Annotated in this window: 14 protein-coding genes; 3 read left to right on the forward strand and 11 right to left on the reverse strand. The window is 75.4% G+C overall.

Going from position 1 to position 14,585, the window contains the following annotated elements; genetic code table 11:
* Nucleotides 1–453 precede the first annotated feature (453 nt).
* Nucleotides 454–1,239: an SDR family oxidoreductase gene (locus AB0D10_RS44715; RefSeq protein WP_360268381.1), complete on the reverse strand. Its 786-nt coding sequence runs from the start codon at nucleotides 1,237–1,239 to the stop codon at nucleotides 454–456.
* A 109-nt stretch (nucleotides 1,240–1,348) separates the two neighbouring features.
* On the opposite strand from AB0D10_RS44715, the gene AB0D10_RS44720 reads away from it, so the two are divergent.
* The gene (locus AB0D10_RS44720) at nucleotides 1,349–1,984 is read left to right on the forward strand and encodes a TetR/AcrR family transcriptional regulator (protein ID WP_360268383.1); all 636 of its coding nucleotides are present in this window, start codon (nucleotides 1,349–1,351) and stop codon (nucleotides 1,982–1,984) included.
* Between the two features lie 105 nt (nucleotides 1,985–2,089).
* Here the strand turns inward: AB0D10_RS44720 and AB0D10_RS44725 are convergent, their stop codons facing one another.
* Complete coding sequence (locus AB0D10_RS44725; RefSeq protein WP_360268385.1) at nucleotides 2,090–3,079, reverse strand: phospholipase; 990 nt, start codon at nucleotides 3,077–3,079, stop codon at nucleotides 2,090–2,092.
* Between the two features lie 134 nt (nucleotides 3,080–3,213).
* Nucleotides 3,214–3,987 (reverse strand): zinc ribbon domain-containing protein, encoded by a 774-nt coding sequence (locus tag AB0D10_RS44730; protein WP_360268388.1) that lies wholly within the window; start codon nucleotides 3,985–3,987, stop codon nucleotides 3,214–3,216.
* Between the two features lie 349 nt (nucleotides 3,988–4,336).
* Here AB0D10_RS44730 and AB0D10_RS44735 point away from each other — a divergent pair, with 349 nt between their 5' ends.
* The gene (locus tag AB0D10_RS44735; RefSeq protein WP_360268390.1) at nucleotides 4,337–4,612 is read left to right on the forward strand and encodes a hypothetical protein; all 276 of its coding nucleotides are present in this window, start codon (nucleotides 4,337–4,339) and stop codon (nucleotides 4,610–4,612) included.
* A 71-nt stretch (nucleotides 4,613–4,683) separates the two neighbouring features.
* Here the strand turns inward: AB0D10_RS44735 and AB0D10_RS44740 are convergent, their stop codons facing one another.
* The 8 genes from AB0D10_RS44740 to AB0D10_RS44775 form a co-directional block, all read right to left on the reverse strand.
* On the reverse strand, nucleotides 4,684–5,268 hold the full coding sequence (locus AB0D10_RS44740) for a phage tail protein (RefSeq protein ID WP_360268392.1): 585 nt from the start codon (nucleotides 5,266–5,268) through the stop codon (nucleotides 4,684–4,686).
* Between the two features lie 34 nt (nucleotides 5,269–5,302).
* The gene (locus AB0D10_RS44745; RefSeq protein ID WP_360268395.1) at nucleotides 5,303–7,264 is read right to left on the reverse strand and encodes a putative baseplate assembly protein; all 1,962 of its coding nucleotides are present in this window, start codon (nucleotides 7,262–7,264) and stop codon (nucleotides 5,303–5,305) included.
* Nucleotides 7,264–7,686 (reverse strand): GPW/gp25 family protein, encoded by a 423-nt coding sequence (locus tag AB0D10_RS44750; protein ID WP_360268398.1) that lies wholly within the window; start codon nucleotides 7,684–7,686, stop codon nucleotides 7,264–7,266. Before AB0D10_RS44750 ends, AB0D10_RS44745 begins: the two co-directional genes overlap by 1 nt.
* Nucleotides 7,683–7,997 carry a PAAR domain-containing protein gene (locus tag AB0D10_RS44755; RefSeq protein WP_360268400.1) on the reverse strand — a complete coding sequence of 105 codons (315 nt, stop codon included), beginning with the start codon at nucleotides 7,995–7,997 and terminating at the stop codon, nucleotides 7,683–7,685. Before AB0D10_RS44755 ends, AB0D10_RS44750 begins: the two co-directional genes overlap by 4 nt.
* A 152-nt stretch (nucleotides 7,998–8,149) precedes the next feature.
* Complete coding sequence (locus AB0D10_RS44760) at nucleotides 8,150–9,925, reverse strand: VgrG-related protein (RefSeq protein ID WP_360268403.1); 1,776 nt, start codon at nucleotides 9,923–9,925, stop codon at nucleotides 8,150–8,152.
* Nucleotides 9,922–10,644: a LysM peptidoglycan-binding domain-containing protein gene (locus AB0D10_RS44765; protein WP_360268405.1), complete on the reverse strand. Its 723-nt coding sequence runs from the start codon at nucleotides 10,642–10,644 to the stop codon at nucleotides 9,922–9,924. The genes AB0D10_RS44760 and AB0D10_RS44765 overlap by 4 nt, the downstream gene beginning before the upstream one ends.
* A gap of 62 nt (nucleotides 10,645–10,706) precedes the next feature.
* Nucleotides 10,707–11,132: a phage tail protein gene (locus tag AB0D10_RS44770; protein ID WP_360268408.1), complete on the reverse strand. Its 426-nt coding sequence runs from the start codon at nucleotides 11,130–11,132 to the stop codon at nucleotides 10,707–10,709.
* A gap of 140 nt (nucleotides 11,133–11,272) precedes the next feature.
* A complete protein-coding gene (locus AB0D10_RS44775; protein ID WP_360268411.1) occupies nucleotides 11,273–11,653 on the reverse strand; it encodes a hypothetical protein in 381 nt (126 codons plus the stop codon).
* A gap of 130 nt (nucleotides 11,654–11,783) precedes the next feature.
* Here AB0D10_RS44775 and AB0D10_RS44780 point away from each other — a divergent pair, with 130 nt between their 5' ends.
* Nucleotides 11,784–11,909: a hypothetical protein gene (locus tag AB0D10_RS44780; protein ID WP_360268414.1), complete on the forward strand. Its 126-nt coding sequence runs from the start codon at nucleotides 11,784–11,786 to the stop codon at nucleotides 11,907–11,909.
* The last annotated feature ends 2,676 nt before the right edge of the window (nucleotides 11,910–14,585 follow it).

Genomic DNA, 14,585 nt, shown 5'->3' on the forward strand with positions numbered 1-14,585 from the left:
GATCGAGGCCGGGGATGTCAACATATCTGGCGTTGACTTTTGGCACGCTGTTGAGTTCTCAAGGAACGGACGCTTCCTTCGGACCGCCTTCCAGCGGACCCTCCGGGCTTCGTTCTTTCGTGTTTCCAGCTTATCAGACGTTTTCCGCTCCGTTTCCGGGGCTTCGTTCATCCAATTCGCCGGTGTCTTCCGGGGCTTGACGCCCTGTCCGACGTTCCAGACTCTAGCCCTTCCCCGCTCCGAAAAGCGAATCCGGCCGCAATCCGATAAAACGAGCACGCCGCATAAGAGCCGGAGCCGCGCTTGCCCATGGCAAGTTCGACCCGGCTCGAACCGGGAAGTGCTGATTCTGTGGATTGGCCGCTCCGGGACCGTCCGCGCCGATGCGTGTCCGGTGCTCCCTGCCGAGCGACTGGAAAACAGTACTCCCCCGTCCCCCCGGTGACCAAATGCTCAGACCGCCGCGCCCGGCCGGGTGACGCGTTCGGCGACGGCGACCGTGGCGCGGCGCGGCAGGAAGCGGGGCGCCAGCGTTCCGAGGCGGTTGAGGAAGCCGTCGACGACGCTCGGCCGTCCCTTCTGCAGGGCCGCCAGGGTGGTGGCGACGACCTGCTCGGGGCGACGGCGCACGCCCACCGCCGCTTCCTCCCCCGCGACGTCGAAGAAGGGGGTGTCGGTGGCGCCGGGGCAGATGGCGAGCGCCCGGACGTTGGTGCCGCGCAGTTCGTTCGCCAGTGCCTCGGTGAAGGAGAGCACGTACGCCTTGGTGGCGCCGTAGACGGCCATCCGGGGTATCGGCTGGAAGGCGGCCGTGCTGGCCACGTTGACCACGGCGCCGTGGCCCCGCTCGACCATGCCGGGCAGCAGCCTGGCGGTCAGGTCGGTGAGCGTGGAGCAGTTGAGGTGGACCTCTTCGGCGATCCGGGTCGGGTCGGCGGCTGCCACGGTGCCGAAGGTCCCGAAGCCCGCGTTGTTGATCAGGACGTCGACCGTCACCCCCAGTTCCTCGACGCGCCGCTGCAGTTCTGCCGCCGCACCGGGACGGGCGAGGTCGAGCGGCAGGACGTGCACGGTGACGCCGTGGGCCGCCGTCAGCTCGTCGCGGAGGCCGGCCAGCTTGTCCTCGCTGCGGGCGACGACGACGAGGTCCGATCCGCGGGCGGCGAGTTCCCGGGCGAAGGCGGCTCCGATGCCGGTGGACGCTCCCGTGATCAGGGTGGTCTTGCGGGTGAAGTCCATGGCTCTCCTCGTACGGCGGGACGCGGGCGGACGTCGGGTCCGCCTCGCCGCCCAATGTAGTCAATGACAACAATGTAGTCAATGACTACATGCTCGTATGCTGATGCCCATGCGAACGGGCCAGTACCACCACGGAGACCTCCGCGCCGCGCTGCTGGAACGCGCCGAGCAGACACTGCGCGAGCAAGGCGTCGACGCCCTCTCGTTGCGCGAGCTCGCCCGGGCCCTCGACGTCAGCCACGCCGCGCCCAGCCGGCACTTCAAGGACCGGCGCGCCCTGCTCGACGCCCTCGCGCTCACCGGTGTCCAGCGGCTGACCGCCGCGGCCCGCAACGGTCTCGCCCGGAGCGGGGAGGGCTTTCGCGAGCAGGTGTTCGCCTTCGCCCGCGCGTACGTCGACTTCGCCGCCGAACACGGCGCGCTCCTGGAGCTGGCCTTCGCCCGCAAGCACGACGCCGCCGTCGCGGACGGGCTGGAGCTGGCCTGGCAGCCGCTGAAGGACGACCTCCACGCCCTGATCGCCCGGGGCCAGGAGGAGGGACGGATCCGGGCCGGCAGCGCCGACCGGATCGGCGACATCCTCTTCGTCGCCGTCCACGGCGTGGCCACCCAGGCCGCGAGCGGCCGACTCGTCGGCCCGGCCCTGGACCAGGTCTTCGACGACCTCCTCACCCACCTGCTCCGCGGCGTGGCGCCGGGCGCGGGCGACGAGGCACTGGCCGAGTCCGACGTGTCGACCTGCTGACGCAAGCGGCCCGCACCCGGACTGCGCCGGGTGCGGGCCGTACAGGGGGCGAGCCGGGGCCCGGCAGGGCCCCGGTCACGGGCCGGTGCGGGCCCGAGCCGCCTCCTACCTGAACATGCGGTCGCCGCTGGTGGCCATGCGGTGGGTGGAGCCGTGGTGGTTCACCCAGTCGCGGACCAGGTTGATCGCGTTGGCGCACTGCCAGCTGTCGTCGTACTCGCGCACCCCGGTGAAGGCGCCGTAGCCGGCGATGATGCCGTCCACCCGGGCGTCGCCCAGCAGCTTGTCGACGTACCACGGGTCGTTGTAGGTGGTGGTCCAGGACAGCGTGGCGGCGAGCTTGCCCGAGGCGCGGTCGCCCGCCCCCTTCTTCAGCTCCGCGCAGGTGTTGTAGCCGGCCTCCGTGCAGTTGCCGAAGCCCTTGGTGATGTCGCTGTCGCCGTAGTCCATCGCCCGGTGGCCGGTCGGGAACCCCGAGCCGGAACGCTCGAAGGCGCTGCGGACCGTGTCACGGCTGCCGGTCGTCGTGATGCCCTCCAGCGGGCCGAGCTTGCCCCCCAAGCTCTTCCAGCCCCGGCCGCCCACGTCCGGGGTGTTGCCCCCGTGGTACTCGTAGAAGCCGTAGAGCACCTGGATGCCGGCGGCCGTCAGCCGCTGGGCCTTGTCGTGCAGGCCGGCCACGCTGCAGGTGCGGTTGGGCTCCTCCCCGCAGTAGTTCGGGTCCTTGATGTCCAGCCAGACCAGCGACAGCCGGCGGCCCGCGTCGGCGTTGGAGAGGATCCGGTCGATCATGCTGTCGAAGCTGGGGCCCAGGCGGTTCTCCCCGGCCGAGGAGCAGTCGTGGTAGGCGCGCCACTCGTTCGGGTTCCACCACGAACAGACGTCGATCTCGATGCCGTTGGCGCCGTGCTTGAGCGCGGCGTCCACACCCGCGACGGTGTCGACCCGGTGCGCGATCGCGTAGACCGCCTGCCGCTGGTCGGCGGCCGCCGCCGGGGTCGCGCCGACCGCGCTGACGCCCGCGATCCCGCACAGGGCGGCCGTCAGCGCCGGTACGGTGCGCCGGAGGGCGGAACGCCTGGTGTGAGTGGTCAAGGTGGTCGCTCCTTCTCGTCGATGTCCTGAAGTGGACATGCCGATTTCACCAACTGTACGTCGACGCACGATAAATGACGGCTGAACAGTAGAACTGCCCACGACCGCGACACGTCAGTGGCAGACCTCCGGGCTCAGGTGCGCTTGAAGAACTCCACCTCCCCGAGGGCGATGGCGCGGCCGGGGCCCGTTCCGGCGGCCTCGCGCACGGTGAGCTTCACCTGGACGACGTCGCTGATCCCGGTCACCACGGTCTGCGGGCCCGGTTGGTCGTTCAGCGAGACCTCCTTCCGGTGCAGCTCTCCGTCCGCCGACGTGACCTCCAGGGACAGGACGACGGGCCGGCCCTGCTGCCGGAAGTGCTCCGGGTCCGTGGAGTCACCGGAGTGGATGATCAGGTCCACCAGCCGGAACGGGGTGCGGAAGCCGAAGGTGATGGAGTCCCCGACCGCGGGCGCCCCCCAGTAGGTGTTGGTGAGGCCGTCGTCGGCCGCGGTCGCGGGACGGCCCTCGACGGCGGCGCTCGCCGAGGTCTGGGAGGGGCTGATCGGCGCCGTGCTGCCCAGCTTGTCCAGCACGTCCTGGAAACCCCGCTTGCCCGCCGGGTACAGCAGGATCCCCGCCACCACCACCGCGACCAGCACGATCAGGGCGATGGTGCGGCGCAACGCGTTGCCCGAGCCGCCGATCCGCACCCGGCGGCGGAACGGCCACCGGGTGCGCCACCACGGCAGCGCGGGCGCCGCCGCGGTGACGGTCAGCGGAGCCGCGCAGCGGCGGCAGAACTTCCGCTGGGGCAGGTTGGGCGTGCCGCACCGGGGGCAGGGCGGGCCGTCCTGCGCCTCGACGGCCTCGGACGCCCGGACGACGGGGCGGGGCGCCACGGGCTTGGCGGGTTGCACGGCCACCGGGTCGGCCCGCGGCTCGGGGGCCGGGGCCGGTTCGGGTGCCGGTGTCCTGAGGGGGATCGGCGGCGGCGCCGGTGCGGACGCCTCGGGCGGTGCGGCGGCCGGTGGCGGCTCGGGGGCCTGCACCGGTGCGCGCGTCGGAGGGGGTGCGGGAGCGGGCGTCGCCGCCGGGGCGGGCGCCGGTTCCGGAGCGGGCCGCACCCGGGTCGAGGACGAACGCGAAGGCTCGGCGGCCGGCGGGGCCGGTGGCTCCTCGGCGGGCAGGGTCGCCGTCCCGGTGTCCGGGGCGGGCGGCTGCTCCCGCCTGCCGCGCGTCATCCGCCGCGACACGTTCCGCCAGGTGGATTCGGTGCGTGACGTGGTGGGCTCAGCGGGCTCCGCGGCCTCCGCAGGCCCGGCGGACACCGCAGGCTTCGCGGACGCCGCAGGCTCGGCAGACGCCGCAGGCCCGGCGGACGCAGCAGGCCCGGCGGACGCAGCAGGCCCGGCGGACGCCGCGGACGCGGGCGGCGCGGCGGACGCCGCGGGCCCGGCCTGCGCCGTCCCGGACCCCGCAGCCGACGTCGTCGACGCCGCCGGAGCCGTACCCGCCGCCGGGGCGGCGCTGCGCGACCACCCCAGGTAGGCACCGCAGTTGCCGCAGAAGTCGTCCCCCTCCCCGTTGACTGTTCCGCAGTCGGGGCACACCGGCATCTGTCAACCCTCCGCTCGCCCGGGTGAACCGGGTGGGCCGGGCAGGATCTCCACCCGGCAGGTCAGGTGGACCGGGCAGCCCGCCCTGACGACGGTCAGCACCTGGTCCTCGTCCAGCCCCCGGCCGTCCAGCGGCCAGACCCGGACCAGGACGTCACCGCTCGGCGCGGCCGGCGGCGCCGGGGCCGGCGTGGCGTCCGGGGCGGTGGACCAGGTGGCCCCGCCCCCGTCGACGACCTCCGCGCCGGCGCCCAGCACCAGTCGCAGCCGCTCGGTGAGTCCGCGGCGGGTGCCGCGCCACCGGTGCAGTTCGACCGCGCGCTCGACCACGACGCGGCGCACCTCGACCGGCCAGGCAGGGTCGACGTCCACCGCGACCCAGGACGCCAGCCAGTCGACGAAGTCGGCCGGTGCGAGGCGGGGGTCGAAGTAGGCGGGCAGGCTGTCCAGGGTGGCGAAGACCGGGGCGAGGACGGTGTCCAGGCCGGCCGTGAACCGCTGGGCGAAGTCGTCATCGGCGAACAGCGCGGGGAGCAGCGCGCCGATCGGGTGCGGGCTGGGCAGTCCGGGGACCGCGGCGCGGCTCATCCACGCCTCCCGGTGGCGGGGCCGCCCGGCGCGCTCATGACTGCCCGTCCTCGGCGGCCGCGGTGACCACGACCTGGTGCTGGTGGGAGAAGACCAGGGCGTCCACCGGGACCTCGACCCGCTCGGCCGGGGCGCCGCGGCGTCCCGTGATCGGGTCGGCCGGGAAGAGCCGCAGCTCCTCGACCCCGGCGACGGCGGCCACCCGCTGGAGGACGGCGAACACCTCCCCGTACTGCACCGCCCGGCCGAACGGCCAGCCCGAGCCGTCGGCGCCACCGCGCAGCGGGTTGAGGTGCCCGTACAGGGCGGCGAGCACCTCCTCGCGGACCCGGTCGGGGTCCGCCGCGCGGGTGGTGAGCCGGGCGACCACCGTCACGCCCTGGTAGGCGGGCGGCTGGACGACGATCCGGGTGCCGATCAGCCGCCGTTCGTCGAGGGCGGTGGCGACGGCGGCCAGCGTCTGCTCGTCGGGGATCAGTTGCTCGAAGCGCAGCCGTTCGCCGTCGTCCGCGACCGCGTCGGGGACGACCAGCACCCGCACCGCGCCCGGGTCCGCGGCACCGGAGGGCACGCAGCTGATCCGGGCCGCGGACGGTGCGGCCTGCCGGGCGATCAGCTCGAAGTCCCCTGCGGTGACGGCCCGTTCCTGTAGCCGCAGCTGGTGCGGGGCGCGCAGTTTGGCGTTCTCCACGGTCTCGCCGTCGACGCCGCCACGGGCCGCCTCGCGGTTGTCGACACGGGCGACGTAGGGGACGGAGCTGCGCAGCACCGTGATCGTGCCGCGGGCGACGTTGCCCGCGGTCCCGCCGCCGGTGCGGTAGTGCGGGACGCGCAGCCGGGCGCCCTTGGGCGGTACGGCGCCGAAGGCGCGCAGGCTGCCGTCGGGTTCCCGGACGGCGGGTGGGAGGAGGAACTCGCCGGTGGTCGCGTCGAGGACGACGTGCCGGTCGACGGGCGAGGAGTCGCCGAAGTGCTCGACGAGGGTCCACGGCTCCCAGCCGTCGCCGGCCGCGACCTCGACCACCGGGGGTTCGCCGTCGAGCAGGACCGGCGGCCTGGCGAGGGTGAAGCGCTGTCCCGCGACCCCTTCCGAGGTGCCGAGCGGCGCGTCGGTGACGGTCTGCGCGTGGACGACGGTCGCGGTGCCGCCGATCGTGAACACCTCGGCCCGGCGGATGGTGGGGGACTCGGAGTAGAACGGCTGTCCCGGCCGCGGCTCGGTGACCCGGCAGCGCAGCCAGCCGGCCCGGCGGCCGGAGACCACCGAGGCGGTGTGCCCGGCGGGCACGAACACGACGACCTCGCCGGGCCGGTTGAGGCCGCCGGTGGTGTCGCTGCCGGTCTCGCAGCCGATCCAGCGCGCGCCGTCCCACACCTCCCAGGCCAGCGGCGGCTGGCGCGGGTCGACGCCGACGCCCTCGACCCGGCTGTCCAGCCGGACGACCAGGATGCAGCGCGGCACGACGGCCGGCAGGGCGAAGAGCATGGCGTCGCCGGCGACCGGGCGCGGCTGGAAGCACGGCACGTCCGCGCCGTCGGCCAGCCGGGTGGTGCCATCATTCTGTTCGCCGGAGGCGTTGACGGTGACCAGCCGGTCCAGCGAGCTGGGGACGATCGGGAGGTCGTCGACGGTGGAGAAGACCACCGCCTCGTCGGTCTCGGTGCGCAGGGTGGACACTTCGGTGCCGGCGCGCAGCAGGACCGTCTCGGGCTGCGGGGCGGAGAGCCAGAAGTCGATCTCGGCCCGGGCCGCGGCGGGCGGGAAGAGCCGGATGCCCAGCAGGTCGAGGAAGGCGGAGTAGTTCTTCTCCGGGACCCGGTTCAGCCGGTAGAGCAGTTGGTCCACCAGGTAGGCGAAGGTCTCGATGAGGGTGACGCCGGGGTCGGAGACGTTGTGGTCGGTCCATTCCGGCGCGCGCTGCTGGACGTACCGCTTGGCCTCGTCGACGAGTTGCTGGAAGCGGCGGTCGTCCAGGTTCGGGGAGGGCAGTGCCATCAGTTCTCGCCCCCGTCCGGCCCGGCCGGGTGCTCCGGGATGGTGTAGAAGGGGAAGACCAGGTTGCGGCGGTCGTTGGTGGCGCGCACGGTGTAGTGGACGTCGATGTAGAGCGTGCCCTCGTCGACACTGTCGAAGGCGATCACCACGTCGTCGACCTCGATCCTCGGCTCCCAGCGCTCCAGCGCGATGCGCACCTCGCGGGCGATCCGCCCGGCGGTGGTGCTGTCGCCCGGCGCGAAGACGTACTCGTGGATGCCGCAGCCGAACTCCGGGCGCATCGGCCGCTCGCCGGGGGCGGTGCCGAGGATCAGCCGGACGGCTTCCGCGATCTCCCGGTCCCGCTCCACCATGCCGATGCCGCCGGTGGCGTTCACCCGCAGCGGGAAGGCCCAGCCCCGGCCGATGAAACTGCTGGTCATGCGACGCCTCCGATCAGCACGTTGAACGCGCCGGACGTGATGGTGGCGCCGCAGGTCGTCTTGTCGCCCATGCGGGCCGCGGGGAGGCCGCCGATGAGGACCATGCCCGTGGTCGCCGTGCCCAGGGAGGGTTCGACGAGGTTGGCGGGGCCCATCTCCACGTGGGGGACGCAGGCGTGGATGGTGCCGACCACCGCGGCGGGCCGGCCGCCGATCAGCACGGTTGCCACCTTGAGGGCGGCGCCCGGCGGCGGGGTGGTGAGGGCGCCTCCGTGGTCGGTGAGGTCGCCGGTCCGGGCTGCGGGGGGCATGTGCGGTCTCCGTTTCCGATGGTGCCCTGCGGGTCGCGGGCGCCTGTCTGCTGCCGGCCGTCCGACGTCGCTCGACGTCGTCCGGTGCGGTCCGGTGCGGTCCGGCGTGGTCCGGTGCGGTCGGACGCCGGCCGAAATGGCCTGATGATCCGTCAGTTGATGCGCACGAAGGCTCCCTTGAGCACCGCCTCGGCCCCGCCGTCCACGGTGACCGACGTCGTGCCGCGGACGTTCACCGATCCGCCGCGCACGTTCACCTCGCCGGTGCCCGCGTCGAGGGTGATGCCGGTGGAGGTCAGGCGCACCGTGCTGCCCCCGCCGCCCAGGCCGTGGACACTGAGGACGATCTCGCCCTTCTGCTGGTCGAGTCTGACCTCCAGCTTCTTGTCGCCGCTCGCCAGCCGGACCCCGGAGGCACCGCCCGGGACGTCCAGCAGTTCCAGGCGGTGGCCCGAACGGGACACCAGGGAGCGGCGGTTGACCTTGCCGGAGCCCGCGTCGACCAGCGGCACGTCGTGCGGCGAGGGCCGGTCCACGCCGTTGTAGAGGCCGCCGAGGACGTAGGGGCTGTCCAGGTCGCCCTGGTCGAAGCCCACCAGCACCTCGTCGTTGACCTCGGGGCTGATCACCCCGCCGCCGCCGTTGCCGCCGAACTGCACGGTGCGCACCCAGTCGGAGACGTACGTGTCGTCCAGCCAGGGGAACTTCAGCTTCACCCAGCCGCGCTGCCCGCCGCCCGGCTCCCGGACGTCGGTGACCACACCGACGGCCAGGCCCGGCATCCGCGGCCCGCGCGGCGGCGCGTTGCCGCCGGTGGCCAGCCCGGCCAGGGAGCGGTCGGGCGACGCGCTGACCACCACGGTGCTCCGGTAGCCGCGGAACGGTTCGAGCAGGTGGCGCACCCCGGTGACGGTGTAGCGGCCGGAGAAGGCGGCGCCGACGTTCCCCAGTGCGACCGGGGTGCCCGCCCGCAGCCGCGGGTTGCCCTCGACGACCGCCTCCAGTTCGCCGAAGCCAGCCGCCACGGTGGCGGCCAGCGATCGGGCCGCGGCGGTCGTCTCCGCCTGGGTGCGGTACGGGGTGTCGGCGACGGTCAGCCGGGCAGTGCCGGGGAAGGCGGAGGCCACCGTGGCCGGGCTCATCCCCGGCTGCACGGTCCGGGACGTCACCGACGGCTCGGTGGCGACCAGGGCGCTCTTGGTGGTGACGTTCCAGCCGCGCGCCTCGACCGTCTCCGCGCCGCCCGCGCCGGTCAGCACCCCGCGCAGTTCCAGCAGGTTGCGGCCGTACTCCAGGACCATCGGGCTCTGCGGCGCCGGGGTGGAGGGGGCCGGTGCGCCGGACGCGGGCTCGGGCTCGACGAACTCCAGCTTCCCGTCGTCGTCGACGCGCACCTGCGCGCCGCTCTCCTGCGCCAGGAACTGGAGGAACTCCCAGTCCGGCACGTTCGCCTGGGAGAGCTGCTGGTGGACCACCGGGAAGGAGTCGATCCGGCCGCAGGTGAGACCCGCGCCGGCGGCGACCGCGCGGACGATGTCGGTGGTCGTCATGTTCCGGAAGGCCTTCACCCGGCGCCCGCGCATCAGGCGGTGGGTGACCGCCGAGGCCCGCACCACGGTGTACGAGCCCGTGCCGTCCACCTCCAGTTCCAGCGCCGTCACCTCGCCGGTGAACAGCCGCACCCGGGTGTGCCCCTGCACCGTCACCACGGACACCCGCAGCTTGGTCCCGATGGTGATCCCGGTCGCGGAGAGGAAGGTGTGGTCGGCGTCCCGGAAGCTCAGCACCGCGGTGTCGGGCAGGCCGACGCTCTCCTCGATGTCGCAGGAGACCAGCTGGGTCGCCCAGATCGGCGGCAGCGGGCCCGGCGCCTCGACGACCGGATCCGCGGCGAAGGAACGGCCGCCCCGGGCCTCGGGCGTGGTCATGACCGACCGGCCCGGGTGAGCTCGTCGATGCCCGGCACGATGAGCTCCGCACCGGGGACGAGGGCCAGCGGGTCGTCGATGTCGTTGGCCTCCGCGATGGTCCGCCAGGCCGTCGCGTCCCCGTACGCGCGCCAGGCGAGCAGCGGCAGGCTGTCGCCCGCGATCACCCGGTGGGTGCTACGGGCCTCCGGCGAACCGGACGTCGGGTTCTGGCCCGCCGGGTCGACGCTGGCCTCGTCGATGGTGAGCGAGCAGACCGCCCGCAGCGGATTGCCGTTCACGTCGAAGAGCGTGTAGGTGACCGAGAGGCCGGTCAGCACCCCGTTGAACGACGTCGTCTTCAGGGTGCCCCAGTCCAGCCGGATCCACGGACTGGCCGGCGTCTTGCGCGCCAGGCTGGTCGGGGTGGGCACGCACGCCGTCATCAGCTTCTCCACCGCCCGCTCCACCGAGTTGTCGTGGGTCGCGGTCGAGTCCAGGAACACGTCGAGGGAGAGCGAGCGCGGGCCGCTGCCGACGAACTCGGGCAGCGCGGACTCGCCCGCCATCCGCGACGGCGTGCGCCGCCACTCCGTGCTCTTGCGCAGCACCAGGGTCGCCGGGTTGAACTGGAGCTGAAGCTGCGCGAGCGCACCACCGGGCTGGGCGCCGACCGTCGCCGGGGGCTCCATGATGGTCAGTTGGGCCCGGGTGACGCTGGCGGGGACCGCCGAGGACATCCTGGTGCTCCTTACGTGGGTGGGACGGCTGGTGGCGCGGAGGTGTCGGGTGCGGGACGGCGTCAGGACGGGCGCAGGCCCGCGTGGGCGATCTCCAGGGTCTCCATCGCGGCCTGGGAGCTGGAGGGGTCGAAGGAGGGGCCCTCCCACCGCACCGGGACGATCCCGAGCACCTGCCAGCCGACGATCCGGCTGAGGTCCGGCCGCAGCGCCACGATCTCGCCGTCCTTCGGCTCGACCTTCCGGACGATCTCGCCCAGCCAGCGCGCGATCTTGGTGGTGTCCGCGGTGACCGCACGGGTCAGGGTGATGTTCGACCAGGTGATGCGGCCCGGCAGCTGCCAGGCGAACCCGTTGTTACCGCCCTCCGCGTACTGCTCGATCTCGACTTGGGCACCCAGCCCCGAGCAGGTGGTGAACTCGCCCAGGTCGTTGCCACCGATGGTCAGGCTGAAGAACACACTGGTCGCGAAGATGTTGTCGGTCATCGGTTCCGCATCCTGATTCCTGGTCCGTGCTTCCGGTCTTGTCGCGGCGGTCGTCGGTCGACCGCCCTGTCCCGCGCTGCCCTGCCCTGTCCCGCCCTGTCCCGCGCTGCCCTGCCGTGCCCTGCCACGCGCCGCTGCGCTCAGCGGCGCCCGTCGTGCGGACGTCCGCCGCGCTCCCGCCCCCGGCGCAGTTCGGTCCGCAGCAGCCGCCCGACCGGCTCGATCAGGCGCCGGGCCAACTCGTCGAGGTCGGCGGACGTGTGGCCGGCGGCCCCGTGGCCGGCGGGCTCGGCCGGCGAGCCGCCCGCGTGCGGCGCGGAAGCGCCCCGGGAAGGCGATCCGACGGACGGAGCCGCCTGCACCGTGGTCGGCGTCCGGGCCGGCACGGCGGTCAACGGAATCCCGGTCAGGCCCGCCTGCTCCGCCACCCGCTGCAGCACCCGCGCCGTACCCGGCGACTGCGGCGCGGGCGCGGCCGGCGGGGCCGTCCGTACGGAGGGCGCGCTCGTGGCGCGCGCCACGACGGGGGAACCCGCCGCCGGGATCAGCGTCCCCGGCACTGCCGCGACCGGGCCCGGCAGCGACGGGGACGACGGCGGGACCGGCTGCGCAAGCCGGGAGGCGGCCGGGAGGCGTTGGAGCGACGGGGCCGTGACCGGCGCGAGCCGGACCACCGGCGGGCGGGCCGCCGACACCGGGGCGGACGGCGAGCCGGAGCCGCCCGACTGCGGACGCCCCGCGGACGCCGGGGCGCCCGCGCGCTGCACCGCCGGGTGACCGGCACCCGGGACACCGCCCCGGGCCGGTCGGGCAGCCGGCGGCACCGGGCCGCCCGGGATCGACACCGCCGCACCCGGGGCCGACACGGCAGCACCCGGGGTCGACGCGCCCGTACCCTGACGGCCGGGGCCGGCGTGCAGCGGGACCACGGGCTCGGCCGCGCCGGGCGCGCCGCTCACCACCGGGCTCCCCTGCCCCGCCGGGTGACCGGCCGCGCCCCGGCCGCTCCCCTGCCTCGACGGACGCCCCGCGCGCGCACGCTGCAGCACCGCGGCCACTCCGCGCACCGCGCCCGTTCCCGTGCCGGCGCCCGCACCCTCGTATGCACCCGCCTCACCGAACGATCGATGAGTCACCGCGGCCACCGGGGCGGCACCCGACGGCACCGGGCTCCCCTGCGCCGACGGACCGTCGGCCGTCGCCCCGCCATCCGCCCGTTCCGAGGAACGACGCAGCCGCCGCACCACGGCGGCGACCCCGCGCGCCTCACGCGCGTCGGCCGTCCGGCCCGGCGTCGCGGCCACCGGAGAACGCTGCAGCACGCCCGCATTCGCACCCGCACCGGACGACCGGCCCGGCACCACCGCAGCGCCCGCCGCGCCGGACCGCGCGGGACCTCCCGGCGACGCCGACGGCCCGACGACGGCGCGGCCGCCGTCCCCGGAGCCCGACGCGTGCCGCGCACGCGAGCCCTGCGGGGCAGCCGCAGAGCCGCGCGCCCGGCCGCCGGACGACCCAGGTCCGGCACCCGCTCGGGCACCCGGTTCGTCGTCCGTTCGCGGCTGGAGCGCCCTGGGCCAGACGGCCGGCACCACGGGCGGGGCCGGCGCGGTCGCGCCGGGGCCCGGGCGGGCCCCGGCCGCGGGCGCGGCCGGCGGGGTGCCGAGGGTGAACTTCATCGGGCGCTCGCCGATCAGTCCACGCCTCGGGCCGGTGGGTGCCACGGCGCGTTGCACGCCCCGGATCCCGGTCACCGGTCGCGCGGGAACCACCGGACGGGCACCGCCGCCTGTGGACGCGTCGGCCGTCCGGCCCGGCACCCCGGCGGGGCCGGGGCGGGCCGCGGGAACGCCGGGTACCGGCGCGCCGGTACCGAGCACCGGCCGGGCCACCGGTTCGCTCCCACGACGCTCCGGACCGACCGCGTGCGGACCGGCACCCGTGTCGGCCGGGCCGCTCCGGCCTGCCGGCCGGCTGTCACCGCCGGCCTGGGACGGGGCTGTCGCCCCCGCGGTCGACCCCACCGGGACGTCGTTGCGGCGCCGGGCGGCGCGCTGCACGCGCGGCTCCCGGTCGGCCGCGGACGCGGAGGCACCGGCGGCGCTCCCGGATCCGACGGTCGGCTCTGCCGGGCCGTCACCGGAGGAACGGACGGTCCGTTGCACGGGCAGCCCCTCGCCGACCGGCGGCGCCGGGGCGACGGGCGCGCCCTGCACCGGCGCGCCGCCCCCGGCGCTGCCGGCCGTGGCAGCGCCGGCCGTCGGGCCCACGAGGCGTCGGACCGGTGGCCGCCCGCCGAGCAGCGGGGCGGTGCGGCCCGGCGCGGCCGCCGTCAGGGGCAGCGCGTCGAGCGGCGCGCCCAGGCCTCCGCGGGTGCGGGCCGTGGACGGCGACGGGGTGGAACGTGCCTGTTCGGCACGTTCGGTGTTCGGTGACGAAGGCACCGACGGCACCGACGGCACCGACGGCGTCGACGACGGTTCGGACGGCGACGCGGACGTATGTGCGGATGCGTGCGCGGCCGCGGCGGTGCCGCCCCCGGCCGGGGCCCGCTGGACGCTGGGTGCGGCACCGGCGGCACCGCGCTCGGCGCGGGACGGCGCCCGGCCGCCCTGCTGCGCGACCGTACGGGTGCGGTCCTGGGTGGCCTCGGGCCCGCCCGTTCCGGTCCCGGTGGACCCCGGGCCGGCGGGGACGACCGGCATGGCCGGTCCAGCCGGGGCGGCGTCACCCGGCCGGGGCCCGCCCACGGGCGTGGCGCTCGCGGGCAGCGAGGTCAAGGGCGCGCCGAGGACCGGCCGGGCGGGCACGGCAGCGCCACCGGGCGCGGCAGCACCGGGCACAGCGGAAGCGGGCGCGGCAGCAGCGGGCACAGCGGAAGCGGGCACGGCAGCAGCGGGCACGGCAGCACCGGGTGCGACGGCTCGTTGGACGACCCCTTCGGGCCGCCCGGCCGGCGCGGACGCCACACCGCCGACCGGCCCCGAAACCGAAGCCGCACCCTGAGCCGGACCCGGATCCGGCCGCACGTCAGCCTCCGCCCTCCCGGGCGAACGGGTGCCGTCGGCCGGGTCCGTCCGACGGCTCGACGGTTCGACGGCGGTCCCCGGCGTTCTGCTCGGGGCCGGGACCGCCGCCACCGGGCGCGCGGGCAGTGCCCGGGGGCGCCGCGCCACGGTCAGGGGTGCGCCGACGGAACGGGTCCGCACCGGGCGCACCGGGCCGGCCGCGTCACTGCGGCGCGGGGACGCGACGTCCCCCTCGGGCGCGGGTGCGGTGCCGGCGGTGTCACCGGGGCCGGCGGCGCCTGTGGTGGCGGAAGGACCGGTCGGGCCGGCAGCGCCGCCGCTCCGGCCCGGGGCGGCCGACCGCTGGACCGCCGCGGGGCGCGCGCCCCGCGGCGCCGAGCGCACGGGAAGCCGCCGCACCGCACCGGCCCGCTGGACCGGTGGT

It is taken from the genome of Kitasatospora sp. NPDC048545, assembly GCF_040651155.1.
Lineage (GTDB): Bacteria > Actinomycetota > Actinomycetes > Streptomycetales > Streptomycetaceae > Kitasatospora.

What these genes read in the sequence shown, in the direction of transcription:
- AB0D10_RS44720 (WP_360268383.1), top strand. Translation starts at nt 1,349, where the DNA reads ATGCGAACGGGCCAGTACCACCACGGAGACCTCCGCGCCGCGCTGCTG.
- AB0D10_RS44750 (WP_360268398.1), bottom strand. Translation starts at nt 7,686, where the DNA reads ATGACCAGCAGTTTCATCGGCCGGGGCTGGGCCTTCCCGCTGCGGGTG.
- AB0D10_RS44715 (WP_360268381.1), bottom strand. Translation starts at nt 1,239, where the DNA reads ATGGACTTCACCCGCAAGACCACCCTGATCACGGGAGCGTCCACCGGC.
- AB0D10_RS44755 (WP_360268400.1), bottom strand. Translation starts at nt 7,997, where the DNA reads ATGCCCCCCGCAGCCCGGACCGGCGACCTCACCGACCACGGAGGCGCC.
- AB0D10_RS44770 (WP_360268408.1), bottom strand. Translation starts at nt 11,132, where the DNA reads ATGACCGACAACATCTTCGCGACCAGTGTGTTCTTCAGCCTGACCATC.
- AB0D10_RS44765 (WP_360268405.1), bottom strand. Translation starts at nt 10,644, where the DNA reads ATGTCCTCGGCGGTCCCCGCCAGCGTCACCCGGGCCCAACTGACCATC.
- AB0D10_RS44745 (WP_360268395.1), bottom strand. Translation starts at nt 7,264, where the DNA reads ATGGCACTGCCCTCCCCGAACCTGGACGACCGCCGCTTCCAGCAACTC.
- AB0D10_RS44740 (WP_360268392.1), bottom strand. Translation starts at nt 5,268, where the DNA reads ATGAGCCGCGCCGCGGTCCCCGGACTGCCCAGCCCGCACCCGATCGGC.
- AB0D10_RS44760 (WP_360268403.1), bottom strand. Translation starts at nt 9,925, where the DNA reads ATGACCACGCCCGAGGCCCGGGGCGGCCGTTCCTTCGCCGCGGATCCG.